This window comes from Pseudomonas sp. 2848 (assembly GCF_003253945.1).
Lineage (GTDB): Bacteria > Pseudomonadota > Gammaproteobacteria > Pseudomonadales > Pseudomonadaceae > Aquipseudomonas.
Map to the genome: position 1 here is coordinate 319,191 of NZ_QKZD01000007.1, position 15,181 is coordinate 334,371.

16 protein-coding genes are annotated in these 15,181 nt (G+C 63.5%); all 16 read left to right on the plus strand.

The window, feature by feature from the left end:
* Positions 1-43: 43 nt before the first annotated feature.
* The 16 genes from fliH to flhA all read left to right on the plus strand — a co-directional run bounded on the left by fliH (position 44) and on the right by flhA (position 15,176).
* Entirely contained in the window at positions 44-817 is a 774-nt protein-coding gene (gene fliH / locus DFS21_RS16300; RefSeq protein WP_110702458.1) for a flagellar assembly protein FliH, read from the plus strand.
* The gene (gene fliI / locus DFS21_RS16305; protein WP_038706560.1) at positions 807-2,162 is read left to right on the plus strand and encodes a flagellar protein export ATPase FliI; all 1,356 of its coding nucleotides are present in this window, start codon (positions 807-809) and stop codon (positions 2,160-2,162) included. Before fliH ends, fliI begins: the two co-directional genes overlap by 11 nt.
* Positions 2,163-2,168: 6 nt before the next feature.
* Positions 2,169-2,621 carry a flagellar export protein FliJ gene (gene fliJ / locus DFS21_RS16310; protein ID WP_110605508.1) on the plus strand — a complete coding sequence of 151 codons (453 nt, stop codon included), beginning with the start codon at positions 2,169-2,171 and terminating at the stop codon, positions 2,619-2,621.
* Between the two features lie 79 nt (positions 2,622-2,700).
* A complete protein-coding gene (locus DFS21_RS16315; RefSeq protein ID WP_104445088.1) occupies positions 2,701-3,006 on the plus strand; it encodes an STAS domain-containing protein in 306 nt (101 codons plus the stop codon).
* Between the two features lie 8 nt (positions 3,007-3,014).
* Positions 3,015-4,706 (plus strand): fused response regulator/phosphatase, encoded by a 1,692-nt coding sequence (locus DFS21_RS16320; protein WP_110702460.1) that lies wholly within the window; start codon positions 3,015-3,017, stop codon positions 4,704-4,706.
* 69 nt (positions 4,707-4,775) lie between these two features.
* A complete protein-coding gene (locus DFS21_RS16325; protein ID WP_110702478.1) occupies positions 4,776-5,114 on the plus strand; it encodes an Hpt domain-containing protein in 339 nt (112 codons plus the stop codon).
* Between the two features lie 68 nt (positions 5,115-5,182).
* Complete coding sequence (locus DFS21_RS16330) at positions 5,183-6,517, plus strand: flagellar hook-length control protein FliK (RefSeq protein ID WP_110702462.1); 1,335 nt, start codon at positions 5,183-5,185, stop codon at positions 6,515-6,517.
* A 146-nt stretch (positions 6,518-6,663) separates the two neighbouring features.
* Positions 6,664-7,161: a flagellar basal body-associated protein FliL gene (gene fliL, locus DFS21_RS16335; RefSeq protein ID WP_110702464.1), complete on the plus strand. Its 498-nt coding sequence runs from the start codon at positions 6,664-6,666 to the stop codon at positions 7,159-7,161.
* A 10-nt stretch (positions 7,162-7,171) separates the two neighbouring features.
* On the plus strand, positions 7,172-8,140 hold the full coding sequence (gene fliM, locus DFS21_RS16340; protein WP_023630491.1) for a flagellar motor switch protein FliM: 969 nt from the start codon (positions 7,172-7,174) through the stop codon (positions 8,138-8,140).
* A 46-nt stretch (positions 8,141-8,186) separates the two neighbouring features.
* Complete coding sequence (gene fliN, locus DFS21_RS16345; RefSeq protein ID WP_110702480.1) at positions 8,187-8,651, plus strand: flagellar motor switch protein FliN; 465 nt, start codon at positions 8,187-8,189, stop codon at positions 8,649-8,651.
* Between the two features lie 12 nt (positions 8,652-8,663).
* Positions 8,664-9,107, plus strand: a complete 444-nt coding sequence (fliO, locus tag DFS21_RS16350) for a flagellar biosynthetic protein FliO (RefSeq protein WP_110702482.1) — start codon at positions 8,664-8,666, stop codon at positions 9,105-9,107.
* Positions 9,107-9,862, plus strand: coding sequence for a flagellar type III secretion system pore protein FliP (gene fliP / locus DFS21_RS16355; protein WP_038706557.1), 756 nt, complete (start codon positions 9,107-9,109; stop codon positions 9,860-9,862). Before fliO ends, fliP begins: the two co-directional genes overlap by 1 nt.
* 21 nt (positions 9,863-9,883) lie before the next feature.
* Complete coding sequence (gene fliQ / locus DFS21_RS16360) at positions 9,884-10,153, plus strand: flagellar biosynthesis protein FliQ (protein ID WP_023630488.1); 270 nt, start codon at positions 9,884-9,886, stop codon at positions 10,151-10,153.
* A 7-nt stretch (positions 10,154-10,160) separates the two neighbouring features.
* Positions 10,161-10,937 carry a flagellar biosynthetic protein FliR gene (gene fliR / locus DFS21_RS16365; protein ID WP_110702466.1) on the plus strand — a complete coding sequence of 259 codons (777 nt, stop codon included), beginning with the start codon at positions 10,161-10,163 and terminating at the stop codon, positions 10,935-10,937.
* A gap of 2 nt (positions 10,938-10,939) precedes the next feature.
* Positions 10,940-12,082 (plus strand): flagellar biosynthesis protein FlhB, encoded by a 1,143-nt coding sequence (gene flhB / locus DFS21_RS16370; protein WP_110702468.1) that lies wholly within the window; start codon positions 10,940-10,942, stop codon positions 12,080-12,082.
* 964 nt (positions 12,083-13,046) lie between these two features.
* The gene (flhA, locus tag DFS21_RS16375) at positions 13,047-15,176 is read left to right on the plus strand and encodes a flagellar biosynthesis protein FlhA (RefSeq protein ID WP_110704101.1); all 2,130 of its coding nucleotides are present in this window, start codon (positions 13,047-13,049) and stop codon (positions 15,174-15,176) included.
* Positions 15,177-15,181 lie beyond the last annotated feature (5 nt).

Sequence of the window (15,181 nt, forward strand, 5' to 3'; positions counted from 1 at the left end):
GCTGCTCGAAGCTTGATGCTTGCCGCTAAAGAGGTTTTTGAGCATGTCCACCACCGAACACCCCAGCGACCTGATCCGTGCCCGCGACCTCGAGGGCGTCGACGTCTGGGCGCTGCCCAGCTTCGACCCGGAGCCGGAACCCGAGCCGGAACCTGAGCCGGAAGTCATCGAGGAAGAAGTCGAGGAAGTGCCGCTGGAGGAAGTCCAGCCGCTGACCCTCGAGGAGCTCGAGGCCATTCGCCAGGAGGCCTACAACGAGGGCTTCGCCACCGGCGAACGCGAAGGTTTCCACAGCACCCAGCTGAAAGTGCGCCAGGAGGCCGAAGTGGCCCTGGCAGCCAAGCTGGCCAGCCTCGAGCAGATCATGGGGCATCTGCTCGAGCCGATCGCCGAGCAGGATACCCAGATCGAAAAGGCCTTGGTGCAACTGGTCGCCAACATGACCCGTCAGGTCATTGGTCGCGAATTGCGCAGCGATTCGAGCCAGATCACCCACGTGCTGCGCGAAGCGCTGAAGCTGCTGCCGATGGGCGCCGACAACATTCGCATCCACCTCAACCCCCAGGATTTCGAGCTGGCCAAGGCCTTGCGCGAGCGCCACGAGGAAAGCTGGAAGCTGCTCGAGGACGAGTCGCTGTTGCCGGGTGGTTGCCGTATCGAAACCGCCCATAGCCGTATCGATGCCACCATGGAAACACGTATCGAAAAGGCCGTGGCGCAACTGTTCGACCAGTCCCACGACCAGGCCCTGCACCCGGCGGCGGCGGATATTTCCGTTGAGCTGGACGTCCCGGCAGGTGAACCCGATGCGCCTTGACCGCACCAGTTTCGGCAAGCGCCTGGAGGGCTACGCCGATGCGGTGAAGCTGCCCGACCAGCCGATAGTCGAGGGGCGCCTGCTGCGCATGGTCGGCCTCACCCTTGAAGCCGAGGGGCTGCGCGCGGCGGTGGGCAGCCGCTGCCTGGTGATCAACGACGACAGCTACCACCCGGTGCAGGTGGAGGCCGAAGTCATGGGCTTTGCCGGCAGCAAGGTGTTCCTGATGCCGGTGGGCAGTATCGTCGGCCTGGCGCCCGGTGCTCGCGTGGTACCGCTGGACGACAGCGGTCGCCTGCCCATGGGCATGAGCATGCTCGGCCGGGTGCTTGACGGCGCCGGTCGTGCGCTGGACGGCAAGGGCGGGATGAAGGCCGAGGACTGGGTGCCGATGGACGGCCCGATCATCAACCCGCTCAACCGTGACCCGATCAGCCAGCCGCTGGATGTCGGTATCCGCAGCATCAACGGCTTGCTCACGGTAGGTCGTGGCCAGCGCCTGGGCCTGTTCGCCGGTACCGGTGTCGGTAAATCGGTGCTGCTGGGCATGATGACCCGTTTCACCGAGGCCGAGATCATCGTGGTCGGCCTGATCGGCGAACGGGGCCGGGAAGTGAAGGAGTTCATTGAGCACATCCTCGGCGAGGAGGGGCTCAAGCGCTCGGTGGTGGTGGCCTCTCCGGCGGACGACGCGCCCTTGATGCGTCTGCGTGCGGCGATGTACTGCACGCGTATTGCCGAGTATTTCCGCGACAAGGGCAAGAATGTCCTTCTGCTGATGGATTCGCTGACCCGTTTCGCCCAGGCCCAGCGCGAGATCGCCCTGGCCATCGGCGAGCCGCCCGCCACCCGTGGCTATCCACCCTCGGTGTTCGCCAAGCTGCCCAAGCTGGTGGAGCGTGCCGGCAACGGTGAGCCGGGTGGCGGCTCGATCACTGCGTTCTACACGGTGCTGTCCGAAGGTGACGACCAGCAGGACCCGATCGCCGACTCGGCGCGCGGCGTGCTCGATGGCCACTTCGTGCTGTCCCGGCGCCTGGCCGAGGAGGGGCACTACCCGGCCATCGATATCGAGGCCTCGATCAGCCGGGTCATGCCGCAGGTGGTCGACCCCGACCATTTGCGCCAGGCGCAGAAGTTCAAGCAGCTGTGGTCGCGCCTGTCGCAGAGCCGTGACCTGATCAGCGTCGGCGCCTACGTGGCTGGTGGCGATCCGGAAACCGACCTGGCCATTGCCCTGCAGCCCAAGCTGGTGGACTTCCTGCGCCAGCGCCTGGACGAGAACGTCGGCATGGCGCAGAGCCGCGAAGAACTGGCGGCGGTATTCGCGCCGCCAGCGGGCTGATAGACCATGGCCCAGCCCAGCCGAGCCGCACGCCTGGTGCCGGTGGTCGAGATGGCCGAGGAGGCCGAACGCAAGGCCGCCCAGCGCCTGGGGCATTTCCAGAAGTTGCTCAGCGATGCCCAGGCCAAGCAGGCCGAGCTCGAGAGCTTTCGCGAGGCCTATCAGCAGCAGTGGATCAATCGCGGCAGCCAGGGCGTCGACGGCAACTGGCTGGTCAACTACCAGCGCTTCCTCGGCCAGCTGGAAACGGCGATGACCCAACAGCGCCAGAGCATGGCCTGGCATCAGAACAACCTGAACAACGCCCGCAACACCTGGCAGCAGGCCTATGCCCGGGTGGAAGGCTTGCGCAAGCTGGTGCAGCGCTATCTGGACGAAGCGCGCCGGGCCGAGGACAAGCGCGAGCAGAAGCTGCTCGACGAGCTGTCCCAGCGTCTGCCGCGCCAGAGCCACCCCTGATCGACCTGACTGGCGCCTGTCGCCAGCGCCTGCTAAACCTTCAGAAGTCGCATTCGCCATCATCGAAGGAATCGCTCGCATGGCAGTCGAAACTGATTTTTCACAGGACGGGAAAAAGCTGACGATCAAGGTCAAGGGTCGTTTCGATTTCGGCAAGCATCAGGAATTCCGGGATGCCTACGAGCGGCAGCGTCCGCGCCCGGACTCCGTGGTGGTCGACCTGAAGGAGGCCACTTATCTCGACAGCTCGGCGCTGGGCATGTTGCTGTTGCTGCGCGACCATGTCGGCGGTGAGGAGTCGGATATCCGCGTGGTTCATGCGAGCCCGGATGTGCGCAAGATCCTCGCCATCTCCAATTTCGAAAAACTGTTCGACATCAGTTGAGTGCCGTCATGTCCGCCGAGCAGGCGTTGACCGTGCTGGTGGCCGAAGACGGCGCTGCGGATCGCCTGTTGCTGGCGCAGATCGTCCGGCGCCAGGGGCATGAGGTGCTCACCGCCGAAAACGGTGAGCAGGCCGTGGCAATGTTCGCCGAACGGCGGCCGCAACTGGTGCTGCTCGATGCCCTGATGCCGGTGATGGATGGTTTCGAGGCGGCGCGACGGATCAAGGCGTTGGCCGGCGAGGCGCTGGTGCCGATCATCTTCCTGACCTCGCTCAACGAGGAAGAGGGCTTGGTGCGCTGCCTCGAGGCCGGCGGCGACGACTTCATGGCCAAGCCTTACAGCGCCGTCATCCTGGCGGCGAAGATCCGCGCCATGGACCGTTTGCGCCGGTTGCAGGCGACGGTGCTCGAGCAGCGTGACCAGATCACCCGGCATCATCATCACCTGCTCAACGAGCAGCGGGTGGCCAAGGCGGTGTTCGACAAGGTTGCCCATGCCGGCTGCCTGAATGCGCCGAACATACGTTACCTGCAATCGCCGTACGCGCTGTTCAATGGCGACCTGTTGCTGGCGGCGTTCACGCCTTCGGGCGACATGCATGTGTTGCTGGGTGACTTCACCGGCCACGGCCTGCCGGCGGCGGTCGGCGCGATGCCGTTGGCGGAGGTGTTCTATGGCATGACCGCCAAGGGTTATGGCCTGGTCGAAACACTGCGGGAGATGAATGCCAAGCTAAAGCGTATCTTGCCCGTGGACATGTTCTGCTGTGCGCTGCTGCTCAAGCTGAGCTTCCAGCAGGCGACGGTGGAGGTGTGGAACGGCGGCATGCCGGATGGCTACCGATTGTCCGCGGCAGGCGAGGTGCTCGAAGTGCTGCCTTCCCGCCACCTGCCACTGGGGATCTTGCCTCCCGAGCAGTTCGACGATACCACCGAGGTGATCCCGCTCGCGGCGGGGGAGCGCTTGTTCTTGCTGTCCGATGGCGTGGTCGATACCGGAGATGCGCAGGATTGCCTGTTCGGTGTGCAACGCTTGCGCCAGGTATTGGCCGCCAATCGAGACCCGGCTGTGCTGTTCGATGAGGTCATGCAGGCGCTGGCGCGCTTCGGTGGCCAGTCCCGTGACGACATCAGCCTGTGTGATATCCGCATGCTGGAGCCCGATCACGGGATGGCCCAAGCCGTGGTGTATTCCGACAGCGGTCGTTCCAGCCCGTTGGACTGGTCGATGCAGTTCGAACTGCGTGGCGAGAGCCTGAGACGTTTCAACCCGGTCCCTTACCTGGTACAGCTGTTGCAGGAAATACATGGGCTGCGCCCCAGCAGCGGCAGACTGCACAGCGTGCTCAGCGAGCTGTATTCCAACGCGCTGGAGCACGGCGTGCTTGGCCTCGACTCGGGGCTCAAATGCGACGCCGAGGGCTTCTCCGAGTACTATCGCCAGCGCGCCGAGCGCCTGGCACGGCAGGTGCAAGGGGTTGTCGGCATTGCCCTGCGGGTGGAACCGCAGGGGGCGGGTGGGCGTCTGACGATAGAGGTTCGCGACAGTGGGGCGGGCTTCGATGTGGCGGGCATGCTTGCTGGCGAGCCTGCGGCGCAGGGGTTCAGTGGGCGTGGAGTAAGCCTGGTACGGCGGCTGGCAGGCAACGCCCAGTGGTTGGAAGGTGGTCGTCTGGCGCGTGTGGAGTTCCAATGGTGAGCCGGCGGCGTCGGGAGGCCACGGCTCGGGCTTAATCAGGCTTGATCAGGGAGTGAGCAAGTGGTGGACATGCATATCGATCAGAAGGTGTTGAGTGACTTGCGGGAGGTCATGGAAGATGGCTACCTGCAGTTGCTGGAAACCTTCCTGGAAGACTCCGAGCGACGCCTGAGCCAGCTCCATGAGGCCAAGGATGCCGATGAGCTTGGCCTGGCCGCACACAGCTTCAAAGGGAGCAGCAGCAACATGGGGGCCGTTGGCCTGGCCGAGCTGTGCCGGGAGCTGGAAGAGCGGGTGCGCCAGCAGCCTTTGTACGGTATCGAGGATCTGATCAACCGCATCGATCTGGAGTACATCGAAGTCCGGCGCTTTTACCGTGACGAGTGGCAAAGAGTAGACACGGAGTAAAAGCTGGCGCGAGTTTTGCTTTTCTTCGCACAGACGCACTTTACCAGTTCTGCCGCGGAGACCTTTCAATGCCTGTCGCATCCAATCCCTTGCTGCAAGCCAGCCTCGTCAACAAGACGTCGCGCCCGGCTGCCAGTGTGCCGGACAAATCGCTGCAGGGCCCGGCCAGCCAGGGCGCAGGCTTCGACCAGGTCATGGCCCGGCAGGGGCGCGACAGCGTTCCAGCGCGCGACGACAAGGTTGCCAGGGGCGCCGACCAGGTCAAGCCCAAGGAGGAGGCCGGCCCGGCCACCGATGGCAAGCCGGAGGAAAGCAGCAAGCCGACGGTTGCCGATGACGGCAAGAACTTGCCAGTGGCCACGGCCCCCAAGCCGGCCGAGGAAGCGGACGAATCTGCCGACAGCGGCAATACCACGCCTATCGATGCCAGCCTGGTAGCAGGGCAGGTCACCGATGCCCAGCCGGGAGCGCAGTTGATCCAGGCCCAGGCCGAAGCGGTTGCCCCGGTGTTGCAGGCGGCAGCGCAGGTTCCGCAGCCTGTGTTGCCGCCGGCGGCGGTCGATGAGGCCGCCAAGGATGCCGCGTTCGATCCCGAGGCCGATCCTCTGGCCAACATGCCGACCTTGCGCCTGGCGTTGGAGCAGGATGCCCAGGCCAAGGGCACCACGTCCGCCCATGCGGCCGCCCGTTCCGACAGCAGCCAGGCACCTGCCGACCCGGCTGCCACGGCCGTCAATACCTTGGCGAATGTGGTGCAGAAGGCCGAATCGGAGGCCGGGCATGCCGAGCGCGGCGACAAGGCCTTCGCCGGGCTGATCGACGATGGCCTCAAGGATATCAAGGGGGCCAGCAGCGATACGCGCGTGGATGACTTCGCCGATCGCCTGGCCAGCCTCACCCAGGCGGCGACGCCCAAGACTGCCAATGCCGTGCCGGTGACTCCAAGCCCGCTGCAGCAACCCCTGGCCATGAACCAGGGTGCCTGGACCGAGGGGCTGGTGAACCGGGTCATGTACCTGTCGAGCCAGAACCTCAAGTCGGCGGATATCCAGCTTGAGCCCGCAGAGCTTGGCCGTCTGGATATTCGCGTCAATGTTGCGGCGGACCAGCCTGCACAGATTCATTTCGTCAGCGGTCATGCCGGCGTGCGTGATGCGCTCGACAGCCAGCTGCATCGCTTGCGCGAGTTGTTCGCCCAGCAGGGCCTGGCGCAGCCGGACGTCAGCGTCGCTGACCAGTCCCGTGGTCAGCAGCAACAGCAGGCGCAGCAGGGTGGGTCGAGCCTGTCCGGGGTTGCGGCGCGCCGTGCCGAGGCTGCCGGCGAGGGTGGTGAAGTTGACGCCGGGCGTCCCGTCGAGCATCAGGCGGTGGTCGGCGACAGCATGGTCGACTACTACGCCTGACAATTGCCGGCCTAGCCGACGTGCCTGCGACAGCAGGCGCGTCCCGCCCCGAGGCCGCTACATTGTCACTCTGGCAAATCTGGCATAACACTTGCTCAAGCCACGTCATCCTTCTTTGAAACCCCGATGGACGACGGATTATTGGCATGGCGAAGAGTGACGCAGTGAAAGACCCCGCCGCTAAAGGCAAACTCAAGTTGATCCTGCTGCTGGTGCTGGCCCTGCTCCTGGCGGTTGGCCTGTCGGTAGGTGCTACCTGGTTCTTCATGCACAAGAGCGGGTCGCAACCGGCACCCGAGGCGGCACAGAGCAACGTCAAGCCGGCGGCGATCTACGAACCCCTGGCTCCGGCCTTCGTGGTCAACTTCAACCAGAATGGCCGGCAGCGCTACATGCAGGTGAGCATCACCATGCAGGGCCGCAGCCAGGCGGACCTGGAAGCGCTGAAAGTACACATGCCGGTGATTCGCAACAACCTGGTGATGATGTTCTCCGGGCAGGGTTTCGACACCCTCGCCGCGAGCCCGGTCGGCCAGGAAATGCTGCGCCAGAAGGCCACTGCGGTGGTCCAGGAAGTGGCGCAGAAGGAAGTCGGCAGGCCGGTCGTCGACCAGCTGCTGTTCACCAATTTCGTATTGCAGTAGGAGCCCATAGATGGCCGTGCAGGACCTGCTGTCCCAGGATGAGATCGACGCCCTGCTGCATGGGGTGGACGATGGGCTGGTACAAACCGAGAGCACCGGCGAACCCGGCAGCATCAAGAGCTACGACCTGACCAGTCAGGACCGTATCGTCCGGGGGCGCATGCCGACCCTGGAAATGATCAACGAGCGTTTCGCCCGCTACACCCGCATCAGCATGTTCAACCTGCTACGGCGCTCCGCCGATGTGGCGGTGGGCGGCGTGCAGGTGATGAAATTCGGCGAGTACGTGCACTCGCTGTACGTGCCGACCAGCCTGAACCTGGTCAAGATCAAGCCGTTGCGCGGTACCGCGCTGTTCATCCTCGACGCCAAGCTGGTGTTCAAGCTGGTGGACAACTTCTTCGGTGGCGACGGCCGCCACGCAAAGATCGAGGGGCGAGAGTTCACCCCGACCGAGCTGCGCGTGGTACGCATGGTCCTGGATCAGTGCTTCGTCGACCTCAAGGAGGCCTGGCAGGCGATCATGCCGGTCAACTTCGAGTACATCAACTCCGAGGTCAACCCGGCCATGGCCAACATCGTCGGCCCCAGCGAGGCAGTGGTGGTCTCGACCTTCCACATCGAGCTCGATGGCGGCGGCGGCGACCTGCACGTGACCATGCCGTACTCGATGATCGAGCCGGTGCGCGAAATGCTCGACGCGGGCTTCCAATCCGACCTGGACGACCAGGACGAGCGTTGGGTCAAGGCCCTGCGCGAGGATGTGCTGGACGTCAATGTCCCGGTTTCGGCCACGGTTGCCCGTCGCCAGCTGAAGCTGCGCGACATCCTGCACATGCAGCCCGGTGACGTGATCCCGGTGGAACTACCGGAACATCTGGTGCTGCGCGCCAACGGCGTGCCGTCGTTCAAGGCGCGGCTGGGGTCGCACAAAGGCACCCTGTCGCTGCAGATCATCGACCCGATCGAGCGCCGCTAAAGGCGTGCCGGTCGCTCCAACGTATTGAATGCCTGTCGAGGAAATCATGGCTAACGAAAACGAGATCAATTCTCCAGAGGACCAGGCCCTGGCCGATGAGTGGGCTGCCGCCCTGGAGGAAACCGGCGATGCCGGCCAGTCCGACATCGATGCGCTGCTGGCCGCCGATGCCGCGGGTTCTGGTGCCGGCCGCCTGCCGATGGAAGAGTTCGCCAGTTCGCCCAAGCCCAACGAGCACGTAAGCCTCGAAGGTCCGAACCTGGACGTGATCCTGGACATTCCGGTGAGCATCTCCATGGAAGTGGGCAGTACCGAGATCAGCATCCGCAACCTGTTGCAGCTCAATCAGGGCTCGGTAATCGAACTGGATCGCCTGGCCGGCGAGCCGCTGGACGTGCTGGTCAACGGTACCCTGATCGCCCATGGCGAGGTGGTCGTGGTCAACGAGAAGTTCGGCATCCGCCTGACCGACGTGATCAGCCCCAGCGAACGTATCAAGAAGCTGCGCTGAGTGAAGCGCATGATGCGGGGCGTCACGGCCCTCGGTGCCTTGCTGGCCAGCGAGGTGGTGATCGCCGCCGCCGAGCCCGCCGCCGCGCCGGCAGCAGGCTCGCCGCTGCCGGGCGGGTTGGGGGCGCAGCTGGCACAGATGGTGTTCGGCCTGCTGCTGGTGGTGGGCTTGATCTTCTTCCTGGCATGGTTGCTGCGGCGCATGCAGGGTAACGCCCAGCGCGGTGCCCAGGTCATCGAAATCGTCGGCAGCCGGGCCATCGGCCCGCGTGACCGGCTGTTGCTGGTGCAGGTCGGCAAGGAGCAGATCCTCATCGGCCATACTCCCGGCAGCATCGAAGCGCTGCATGTGCTGGCCGAACCCGTGGCCGTACCCGCCACGGCGCGCCAGGCCGCACCGGAATTCGCCCAGCGGCTGCTCGAGCTGATGGGCAAGGATCATAAGGACAAGACGTGATGAGCGGCGCAGTGCGCTTTCTGTTGACCTTGGCGCTGCTGCTGGCCGCGCCGCTGGCCCTGGCCGCCGACCCGCTGTCGATCCCGGCCATCACCCTGTCCAGTGGGGCGGACGGGCAGCAGGAGTATTCGGTCAGCCTGCAGATCCTGCTGATCATGACGGCGCTGAGCTTCATTCCGGCGTTCGTCATCCTGATGACCAGCTTCACCCGTATCATCATCGTCTTCTCCATCCTGCGCCAGGCCCTGGGGCTGCAGCAGACACCCTCGAACCAGGTGCTCACCGGCATGGCGCTGTTCTTGACCATGTTCATCATGGCGCCGGTGTTCGAGCGCGTGAACAAAGATGCGCTGCAGCCGTACCTGGCTGAGCAGATGACCGCCCAGCAGGCCATCGACAAGGCCCAGGGGCCCTTGAAGGACTTCATGCTGGCGCAGACCCGGCAGAGCGACCTCGACCTGTTCATGCGTTTGTCCAAGCGCACCGACATCGCCGGGCCTGACCAGGTGCCGCTGACGATCCTGGTGCCGGCGTTCGTCACGTCCGAGCTCAAGACCGCGTTCCAGATCGGTTTCATGATCTTCATTCCGTTCCTGATCATCGACATGGTGGTCGCCAGCGTGCTGATGGCCATGGGTATGATGATGCTGTCGCCGTTGATCATCTCGCTGCCGTTCAAGATCATGTTGTTCGTGCTGGTCGATGGCTGGGCGCTGATCATGGGTACCCTGGCCGGCAGTTTCGGCGGTGTCTGACGCCGCCAAGGAGAGCCTTGCATGACACCTGAAGTCGCAGTCGACCTGTTCCGTGACGCCTTGTGGCTGACCACCCTGATGGTTGCCGTGCTGGTGGTGCCGAGCCTGCTGATCGGCCTGGTGGTGGCGATGTTCCAGGCGGCCACGCAGATCAACGAACAGACGCTGAGCTTCCTGCCGCGCCTGCTGGTCATGCTGATCACCTTGATCGTCGCCGGGCCCTGGCTGGTGCAGAAGTTCATGGAGTACTTCATCGGCCTGTACACCAGCATTCCGCAGTTGATCGGTTGAGACTGCCATGCTCGAGCTGACCGACACGCAGATTGGCACCTGGGTCGCCACCTTCATCCTGCCGCTGTTCCGGGTGGCGGCGGTGCTGATGACCATGCCGATCTTCGGCACCAAGATGCTGCCGGCGCGGGTGCGCCTGTACGCCGCCGTGGCCATTACCGTGGTCATCGTGCCGGGTCTGCCGCCGCTTCCCGAGATCGACCCTTTGAGTTTGCGGGGCATGTTGCTGTGTGCCGAGCAGATCATCGTCGGGGCGCTGTTCGGGTTTTCCCTGCAGCTGTTGTTCCAGGCCTTCGTCATCGCCGGGCAGATCGTCGCCGTGCAGATGGGTATGGCCTTCGCCTCCATGGTCGACCCGGCCAACGGGGTCAACGTGGCGGTGATCAGCCAGTTCCTGACCATGCTGGTGAGCGTGCTGTTCCTGTTGATGAACGGCCACCTCGTGGTGTTCGAGGTGCTGACCGAGAGTTTCACCACGTTGCCGGTGGGCAACGCCCTGGTGGTCAATCATTTCTGGGAGATGGCCGGGCGCCTGAGCTGGGTGCTGGGCGCGGCGCTGTTGTTGATCCTGCCGGCGATCGCCGCCTTGTTGGTGGTCAACATCGCCTTCGGCGTGATGACCCGCGCCGCGCCGCAGCTGAACATCTTCTCCATCGGTTTCCCGCTGACCCTGGTGTTGGGCATGGGGATTTTCTGGGTCGGCCTGGCCGACATCCTTCCGCACTACCAGGCACTGGCCAGCGAAGCGCTGCAGTGGCTGCGTGAGCTGGCACGGGCGCGCTGAGCATGGCAGAGAGCGAAAGCGGTCAGGACAAGACAGAGGAACCCACCGATAAGCGCAAGCGCGACTCACGGGAGAAGGGTGAGGTTGCCCGCTCCAAGGAACTGAACACCGTCGCGGTGACCCTGGCGGGCGCGGGTGGCTTGCTGGCGTTCGGCGGTTATCTGGCGGAAACGCTGATGACCCTGATGCGCATGAACTTTAGCCTGACGCGCGAGGTGATCGTCGACGAGCGCAGCATGGGTACGTTCCTGCTGGCCTCGGGCAAGATGGCGATCTGGTCGGTGCAGCCGATCCTGATCCTGCTGTTCGTGATTTCCTTCGTTGCGCCGATCGCCCTGGGCGGCTTCCTGTTCTCCGGGAGCCTGCTGCAGCCGAAGTTCAGTCGGATGAATCCGTTGTCGGGGATCAAGCGCATGTTCTCGATGAACGCGCTGACCGAACTGCTCAAGGCGGTGGCCAAGTTCGTCATGATCCTGATGGTGGCGTTGCTGGTACTGGCCAGTGACCGCGAGGCACTGCTGGCCATCGCCAACGAGCCGCTGGAACAGGCGATCATCCATGCGGTTCAGGTGGTGGGCTGGAGCGCCTTGTGGATGGCAGCGGGGTTGTTGCTGATTGCCGGGCTCGATGTGCCGTACCAGCTGTTCCAGACGAACAAGAAGATGAAAATGACCAAGCAGGAGGTCAAGGACGAGTACAAGGACAGTGAAGGCAAGCCTGAGGTCAAGCAGCGGATTCGCCAGTTGCAGCGGGAGATGTCGCAGCGGCGGATGATGGCGGCGGTGCCGGATGCCGATGTGATCATCACCAACCCGACCCATTACGCGGTGGCGTTGCAGTACGATCCCGAGAAGGGGGGCTCGGCGCCGTTGCTGCTGGCCAAGGGGACAGACTTCCTGGCCTTGAAGATTCGAGAGATCGGGGTTGAGCACAAGGTGCAGATCCTTGAATCGCCGGCCCTGGCGCGGGCTATCTACTACTCTACCGAGATCGAGCAGGAGATTCCGGCGGGGCTTTACCTGGCGGTGGCGCAGGTGTTGGCCTATGTGTTCCAGATTCGGCAGTATCGGGCGGGCAGGGGGAAGGCGCCGGAGCCGTTGAAGAAGGATTTGCCTATTCCTGAGGATCTGCGGCGGGATAGCTGAGCTTGTTGTTTGTTGTTTGTTGTTTGTTGTTTGTGTTGGTTATTGTCTTGTCGGGTTTATGCGCATTCATTGGCGATGTCGACGCATAATCACCTTTCCGCCCTTACGGCGGGTCCCTTTTTGAAGCATCAAAAAGGAACCAAAAAATGCTCGCTCCATTCATCCGGCCCTCCGCTTCGCTCCGGGTTCCCTCACTCCGGCCTTGCTCCCGGGAGGACCGCGCTGAACGCCCCATCCTGGGGCGCAGCGCTTGACGGGCATCCATGCCCGTCACCTCCCTCCGCAAGACCTTCGCTCGGCCTCCTGAAGTCGCGAAGTTACGGGCGGCGCCTGCACTAACGCAGCTAGTCGCTAGTTGCCATCGTGGGAACTCTAGATCAACATCGCGGGGCAAGCCCGCTCCCACCATAGTTTGACTACGTGATTCAACGTGGGAGCGGGCTTGCCCCGCGATAGCGTAATGAAGAACAACATAACAGCCACTAACAAAACCAACATATCTGCTCTTGATCTGCTCTTGATCTTGCTTCTAAGCGCGCGATAGTTCAGGCGACACAAATTGCGACTTCAGGAGGCCGAACGGAGGGCTTGCGCAGGGAGGTGACGGGCATGGATGCCCGTCAAGCGCCGATCAGGCCATGGATGGCCCGTCGGCGCGTCCTCCCGGAGCAAGCCCGGAGTGAGGGGACCCCGGAGCGAAGCGTAGGGGCCGTATGAACGGAGCCGAACGGTTTTGCCTCCTTTTCCCAAGAGAAAAGGAGGTCGCCGTAAAGGCGAAAAGGTGACTATGCGTCGACATGGCGAATGAATGCGCATACAAGAATCAAAACACACACTGTTAAGCCCGAACCCGAACCCGAGAACCCCTCAAAATCCCCACCCCTCAGAAAAGTTGGAAGGCTTCTTGCAGAGGCAGCGCCAGCCGCCACACAGGCGTCAAAGTTTTGCTTGAAGAGGAATCGCGGTGGATCGCACTCAGTTAATCAGCAGCGCCCGTAACAACCTGGCCGGCCTCGGTCGGGGCAACCTGGGCGTGCCTCTGCTGCTGCTGGTGATGTTGGCAATGATGATGTTGCCGATACCGCCGTTCCTGCTCGATGTGTTCTTCACCTTCAACATCGCCCTGTCGATCGTGGTCCTGCTAGTCTGCGTCTACGCCCTGCGGCCGCTGGATTTCGCCGCGTTCCCGACGATCCTGCTGGTGGCGACCCTGCTGCGTCTGGCGCTCAACGTCGCCTCCACCCGCGTGGTCATGCTCCACGGCCAGGAAGGCCATGGTGCCGCGGGCAAGGTGATCCAGGCCTTCGGTGAAGTGGTGATCGGCGGCAACTACGTCGTCGGTGCGGTGGTGTTCGCCATCCTCATGATCATCAACTTCGTGGTGGTCACCAAGGGTGCCGGGCGCATCTCCGAAGTGAGCGCGCGTTTCACCCTCGACGCCATGCCAGGCAAGCAGATGGCCATCGACGCCGACCTCAACGCCGGCCTGATCGACCAGGTCCAGGCCAAGTCGCGCCGTGCCGAGGTCGCGCAGGAGGCTGAGTTCTACGGCTCCATGGACGGTGCCAGCAAGTTCGTCCGCGGTGACGCCATCGCCGGCCTGCTGATCCTGTTCATCAACCTCATCGGCGGCATGCTCATCGGCATGCTCCAGCACGGCATGAGCTTCGGCGACGCCGGCAAGGTCTATGCCTTGCTGACCATCGGTGACGGTTTGGTGGCGCAACTGCCCTCGTTGCTGCTGTCCACCGCCGCCGCGATCATGGTCACCCGCGCCTCGGGCTCCGAGGACATGGGCAAGCTGATCAACCGTCAGATGTTCGATTCACCCAAGGCGCTGGCGGTGTCTGGCGGGTTGATGATTGTCATGGGGTTGGTGCCGGGCATGCCGCACATGGCCTTCCTGGGCCTGGGTGGGGTGGCCTGTGGTGGCGCCTACCTGCTCTGGAAAAAACAGCAAAAGGCCAAGGTTGTGGCCCAGCAGGAAGCCCAGCGCCAGCAGGACCTGCTGCCTTCGCCGCAGCGTGCCACGGAAACCAAGGAGTTGGGCTGGGACGACGTCACTCCCATTGACATGATCGGCCTGGAAGTCGGTTACCGCCTGATTCCGCTGGTCGACCGCAACCAGGGCGGCCAGTTGCTGGCGCGAATCAAGGGCGTGCGCAAGAAGCTCTCGCAGGATCTGGGTTTCCTCATGCCCACTGTGCACATCCGCGACAACCTTGACCTGCAGCCCAGCGCCTATCGCCTGACGCTGATGGGGGTGATCCTGGCCGAGGCCGAGATCTACCCCGACCGGGAGCTCGCGATCAACCCGGGCCAGGTGTTCGGTGCACTCAACGGTATCGCCTCGCGAGACCCGGCGTTTGGCCTGGAAGCAGTGTGGATCGATGTCGGTCAGCGCGCCCAGGCGCAATCGCTGGGCTACACGGTGGTGGACGCCAGCACCGTGGTCGCCACCCACCTCAACCAGATACTGCAGAAGCACTGTCACGAGCTGATCGGGCACGAGGAGGTGGTGCAACTGCTGCAGGTGCTGGCCAAGGTCTCGCCGAAACTGGCCGAAGAGGTGGTGCCGGGTGTCATTTCCTTGTCGGGCCTGCTCAAGGTCCTGCAGGCATTGCTCGCCGAACAGGTGCCGGTGCGTGACATCCGCAGCATTGCCGAAGCCATCGCCAACAACGCGGCGAAGAGTCAAGATACCGCCGCGCTGGTGGCGTTGGTGCGCGTCGGATTGTCCCGCGCCATCGTGCAAAGCATTGTCGGCGTTGAGTCCGAGCTGCCTGTGATCACCTTGGAGCCAAGGTTGGAACAGATCTTGCTCAATAGTCTGCAAAGGGCCGGGCAGGGTCAGGAAGATGGTGTTCTTCTTGAGCCGAGCATGGCCGAAAAGCTTCAGCGTTCGTTGATCGAGGCAGCCCAGCGCCAGGAAATGCAGGGCCAGCCGGCCATCCTTCTGGTAGCCGGCCCGATCCGTGCCATGCTGTCGCGCTTCGGCCGCCTGGCTGTACCGAATTTGCATGTTTTGGCGTATCAGGAAATACCTGACAACAAGCAAGTCACCATCGTTGCCACCGTGGGCCCCAACGGCTGAGGTAG